This is a genomic window from Streptomyces sp. yr375 (assembly GCF_900110755.1).
GTDB lineage: Bacteria > Actinomycetota > Actinomycetes > Streptomycetales > Streptomycetaceae > Streptomyces.
In genome coordinates this window covers 1-4,465 of record NZ_FOFF01000104.1, presented here as the reverse complement: position 1 = coordinate 4,465, position 4,465 = coordinate 1, and the positions used below count along the sequence as shown (strand labels likewise).

The 4,465-nt window shown below is 68.3% G+C and carries 4 protein-coding genes and 2 rRNA genes; all 6 read right to left on the bottom strand.

Annotated elements, in window-relative coordinates; genetic code table 11:
* Nucleotides 1–170: 170 nt before the first annotated feature.
* Complete coding sequence (locus BMZ82_RS38925) at nt 171–1,343, bottom strand: acetoin utilization protein AcuC (protein WP_093782098.1); 1,173 nt, start codon at nt 1,341–1,343, stop codon at nt 171–173.
* Nucleotides 1,294–2,532, bottom strand: coding sequence for an MFS transporter (locus tag BMZ82_RS38920; RefSeq protein WP_093782097.1), 1,239 nt, complete (start codon nt 2,530–2,532; stop codon nt 1,294–1,296). The genes BMZ82_RS38925 and BMZ82_RS38920 overlap by 50 nt, the downstream gene beginning before the upstream one ends.
* A gap of 84 nt (nt 2,533–2,616) precedes the next feature.
* A complete protein-coding gene (locus BMZ82_RS38915; RefSeq protein ID WP_093782096.1) occupies nt 2,617–3,342 on the bottom strand; it encodes a VC0807 family protein in 726 nt (241 codons plus the stop codon).
* Nucleotides 3,343–3,434: 92 nt separating this feature from the next.
* The gene (locus BMZ82_RS38910; protein WP_093782095.1) at nt 3,435–4,079 is read right to left on the bottom strand and encodes an HAD family hydrolase; all 645 of its coding nucleotides are present in this window, start codon (nt 4,077–4,079) and stop codon (nt 3,435–3,437) included.
* Nucleotides 4,080–4,172: 93 nt separating this feature from the next.
* A 5S ribosomal RNA gene (gene rrf / locus BMZ82_RS38905) occupies nt 4,173–4,289 on the bottom strand.
* A gap of 92 nt (nt 4,290–4,381) precedes the next feature.
* Nucleotides 4,382–4,465: ribosomal RNA gene (locus BMZ82_RS38900) — 23S ribosomal RNA — on the bottom strand; the annotation flags it as partial.

The following is a 4,465-nucleotide window of genomic DNA, read 5'->3' as shown; positions in this document are numbered from 1 at the left end:
CCCCCACCCACCCGCTGGGGGCGCCGCTCTAAGCGCCGGTCGGGTGTCTGCCTTTCAGCCCGTCCGGCGTTTGAGGACGAGGCCCCTTAAGGGCCGACAGCGGGGGTCTGGGCGGCAGCCCCCACGGCAGGGATGGGAATGGGTAGGGGCGGCGGGGGCGAAAAAACCCGCTACGCCAACAACCCCCGCAACGGAAACACAGCCCGCCGAGCAGCCAACACAGCCTGATCCAGCCGATCCGCAGGGTCGTACCCGGCCTCCCACCCCACCCACCCCACATCCCCCCGCCCATCAGTCATCCGCACCGGCCCCAACTGCCGAGTACGAGCAAAAACCTCCTGCCGCCACCCCTCCGGAATCACCGTCTCCGGCGCCACCGGCACCCCCGCCGCAACCCCCACCAGATGCGCCCACGACCGCGGCACCACCTCCACCACCGCGTAACCACCCCCACCCAACGCGACCCACTTCCCCCCGGCATACTCGTGCGCCAGCTCATGACAAGCCACCTGCACAGCCCGCTGAGCGTCAAGCGACACCGCGAGATGAGCCAACGGATCCTCGAAGTGCGTATCGGCCCCATGCTGGGTCACCAGCACGTCGGGCCGGAAGTCGGCGATCAGCTCCGGCACCACGGAGTGAAACGCCCGCAGCCACCCCGCGTCCCCGGTCCCCGCCGGCAGCGCGACGTTCACCGCCGACCCCTCCGCCCCCGCCCCACCGGTCTCCTCCGGCCACCCGGTCTGCGGGAACAACGTACGAGGATGCTCGTGCAACGAGATCGTCAGCACCCGCGGGTCCTCCCAGAACGCCGCCTGGACCCCGTCCCCGTGATGCACGTCGACGTCCACGTACGCGACCCGCTCGGCCCCCAGCTCCAGCAACCGGGCGATGGCCAACGAGGCGTCGTTGTAGACGCAGAACCCCGACGCACCCCCGGGCATCGCATGGTGCAGCCCGCCCGCGAAGTTCACCGCGTGCAGCGCCTCCCCCCGCCACACCGCCTCCGCGGCGGCCACCGACAGCCCGGCGATCAGCGCGGACACCTCGTGCATCCCCGCGAACGCCGGATCGTCTGTCGTCCCCAGCCCGTACGACTGGTCCGCCGCCGCCGGATCCGCCGACGCCGCCTTCACGGCCTCGATGTAGTCCTCCCGGTGCACCAGCCGCAAGGTGGACTCCCCGGCGGGCTTCGCCGCGACGACGTCCACCTCACGGTCGAGCCCCAGGGCACCGACCAGCTTCCGGGTCAGCTCAAGGCGGACCGGATCCATCGGATGCTCGGGCCCGAAGTCATAGCCCGTTACTGCCTCGTCCCACATCAACTGTGCGCGGCCGCTCATGACCGCCACCGTATCGGTCCGGTTGAGCGGCGAACGACCGGGCGTACACCAACGTCACCAGCACCAACACCATCGGCACCACCATCGCCCCCCGGTACGTCCAGGCGTCCCCCAGCGCCCCCACCAACGGCGAACCGATCAAAAACCCGACGTAGTTGAAGATATTGAGACGCGCGATGGCCGCATCCGAAGCCCCGGGGAACAACCGCCCCGCCGCCGCGAACGTCTGCGGCACCAGCACACACAGCCCCAGCCCCACGAGCGTGAACCCGAGCATCCCCACCCACGCCCCGGGCGCCCCCGCCACCACCGCGAACCCGCCGGCCGCCACCAGCGCCCCCACCCGCACCACGGCCACCGCCCCGAACCGCCGCACCCCGAAGTCCCCGATGGCCCGCCCGAGCAACGTGGTCACCATGTACACGTTGTACGGGACGGTCGCGAGCTGCTCCGAACTCCCCAGCACGTCCTGGAGGTACTTCGCACTCCAGTTGGAGACGGTCGAGTCCCCGATATAGGCGAAGCTCATCACCAGACACAACGGCAGCAACACCTTGAACACAACCCCCGCACCACCACCGCCTTCCCCCGCGCCGCTGTCCTCCCCACTCCCGGCCTTCTCACCCTCTGCCCCCGCATCGACATACCACCGGCTCCCCACCAGAACGGCCGGCAGCAGCACGGCCACCACCGGCAGATACGACACCCACAGCGCGAGATGCCAGTGCGCCCCCACCCACGCCAGCGAGGCCCCCACGATCCCGCCCAGGCTGTACACCGCGTGGAAACTCAGCATGATGCTGCGCCCGTACGCCCGCTGGAGACTCACCCCGAGCATGTTCATCGAGGCGTCCAGCGCCCCCACGGCGAGCCCGAACACCGCGAGCGCGACGCCCAGTTCGGCCATCCCGCGCCCCGCCCCGACCCCGAGCAGCGCCAGCAGCACCACCGGCTGGGACCAGCGCAGCACCCGGCTGACGGGTATCCGCTTCACCAACTGCTCGGTCGTCACGCTCCCGACCCCGGCCAGGACGGGCACGGCGGCGAGGAAGACGGGCAGCAGCGCGTCCGACACCCCGTACCTGTTCTGGATGGCCGGGATCCGCGTCACGAGCAGCGCAAAAGCGGCACCCTGCGCAAAAAAGCTGAACGCCAAAGAGGCCCTACCGCGCCGCAGCACTTCTGTCATGGCGGCGAGCGTAGGGCCCCTGCGTACTCGTGGGTAGATCCAGCCAAAGATGAATTCGCCTCAGCTTTACCGGAGATACCGGATTCACCGAGCGAGGACGACCTCAGGCACCCCGCCCCCGACCTCGACCGCGCCGGATTCCTCCGCCTCCCCGGCCTTCGCCTCGGAGGCAAGCATCTCCTGTATCGGCCCGGCACCGAGCGCCCCGCCGAGCACTATCCCCAGCCCGATCGCCACGACCATCACCACGGACCCGAGCCACACCATGGTGTCCACCGGCACCGTGTACGCCCCGACGACCCGCAGCACGCACTCGGTGAGCAGCACGACACCCCACACCAGCGAGAAGGCCCGCTCCCGCCGCCGGAAGTCCGCCGAAGCGGCCGCCGCCCCGCTCTCCAGCCGCCCCCAGGCGGCCTCCTTGACCGCGTCCCCCTTCACCAGGAACGGCTTGAGACCGGCGGTCATCATGGGCCTCCCCAGCACCACGGACACCAGGATCCCGATCCCGACCGTACTGCTGACCACGCTGTCCTTGGCCAGCATCAGCCGCGGATCCCCGGAGACGAAGGTCAGCACCAGGCCGACGACGTTGACCACGAGGATGAGCCCGGCGAGCCCGTTGACCGCCCGCTCCCGCACCGCACTCCACCCGGTCCGCAGGGCAGGCACCAGGCTGCTCCAGGCCAGCGCCGCGAAGGTGCTCATCCCGAACGCGCCCTTGAACAGGTAGTACGACCCGAGCGGCACCGCCACATCCATGAGGAGCGGAGCGAAGGCGTTCTGCTTCTTGTGCTGGTTCGTCGTCATGCACTCAGCTTCGCCGCCACAGGGGGTCCCCCAGTAGAAGCGATCGTCAACAACTCCGCATGACAAATGTCAGCCCGACCGCGGGCCGGCCGTCAGATCAGCAGGTCAGCCAACTCCCCCATGCTGGAAAAGAGTTGGGTGGCCCCCTCGAGCCTCGAGGCCGGCGTCATCGCGGTGAACCCGTACACGTCCATCCCGCCCGCCACAGCCGCCTGCACGCCCAGCGGACTGTCCTCGACGACCACACACCGCTCCGCCGCCACCCCCATCCGCTCGGCGGCATACAGGAACAGATCCGGCGCCGGCTTCCCCTTCCCCACGTCCTGCGAGCTGAAGACCCGGGCATCCTCGAACCACCGGTCCAGCCCCGTCGCCCGATGCCCCACCCGAATCCGCTCATGACTACCCGACGACGCCACGCAGTACGGCACCCCACCCGCAGCCAACTTCGCTACGACGTCCACGGCGCCCGCCACGGGCTCCAACTCCTCTTCGAAGGCCGCGAACACCCGCCGGTGGAACGTGTCGTCGAACTCCGCCGGCAACCGCTCCCCAGTGCGCTTTTGGACCAGGTCGTGGATGCGGTGCATCGCGGATCCCATGTAGTCCCGGATGGAGTCCTCGTAGGAGGTGGGATGCCCGAGCTCGGTCAGATAGGCGGCCAGCAGCCGGTTGGAGATCGGTTCACTGTCCACGAGGACACCGTCGTTGTCGAAGATCACCAAGTCGTAGCGCATGGCTAGACCCTAAACGACCCGAAAATTCCCGATAAAGATCCTGAACGCAGAAAACCCCCGCACCATAAGGTGCGGGGGTCTCCCGGAATGATTGTTCGGCGGTGTCCTACTCTCCCACAGGGTCCCCCCTGCAGTACCATCGGCGCTGTAAGGCTTAGCTTCCGGGTTCGGAATGTAACCGGGCGTTTCCCTCACGCTATGACCACCGAAACACTATGAAACTGTCCAGCCGCACCACACCGTGACCAATAGGTGTGGGGCCGTTCGTGGTTTCAGAACCAACACAGTGGACGCGAGCAACTGAGGACAAGCCCTCGGCCTATTAGTACCAGTCAGCTTCACCCATTACTGGGCTTCCACATCCGGCCTATCAACCCAGTCGTCTA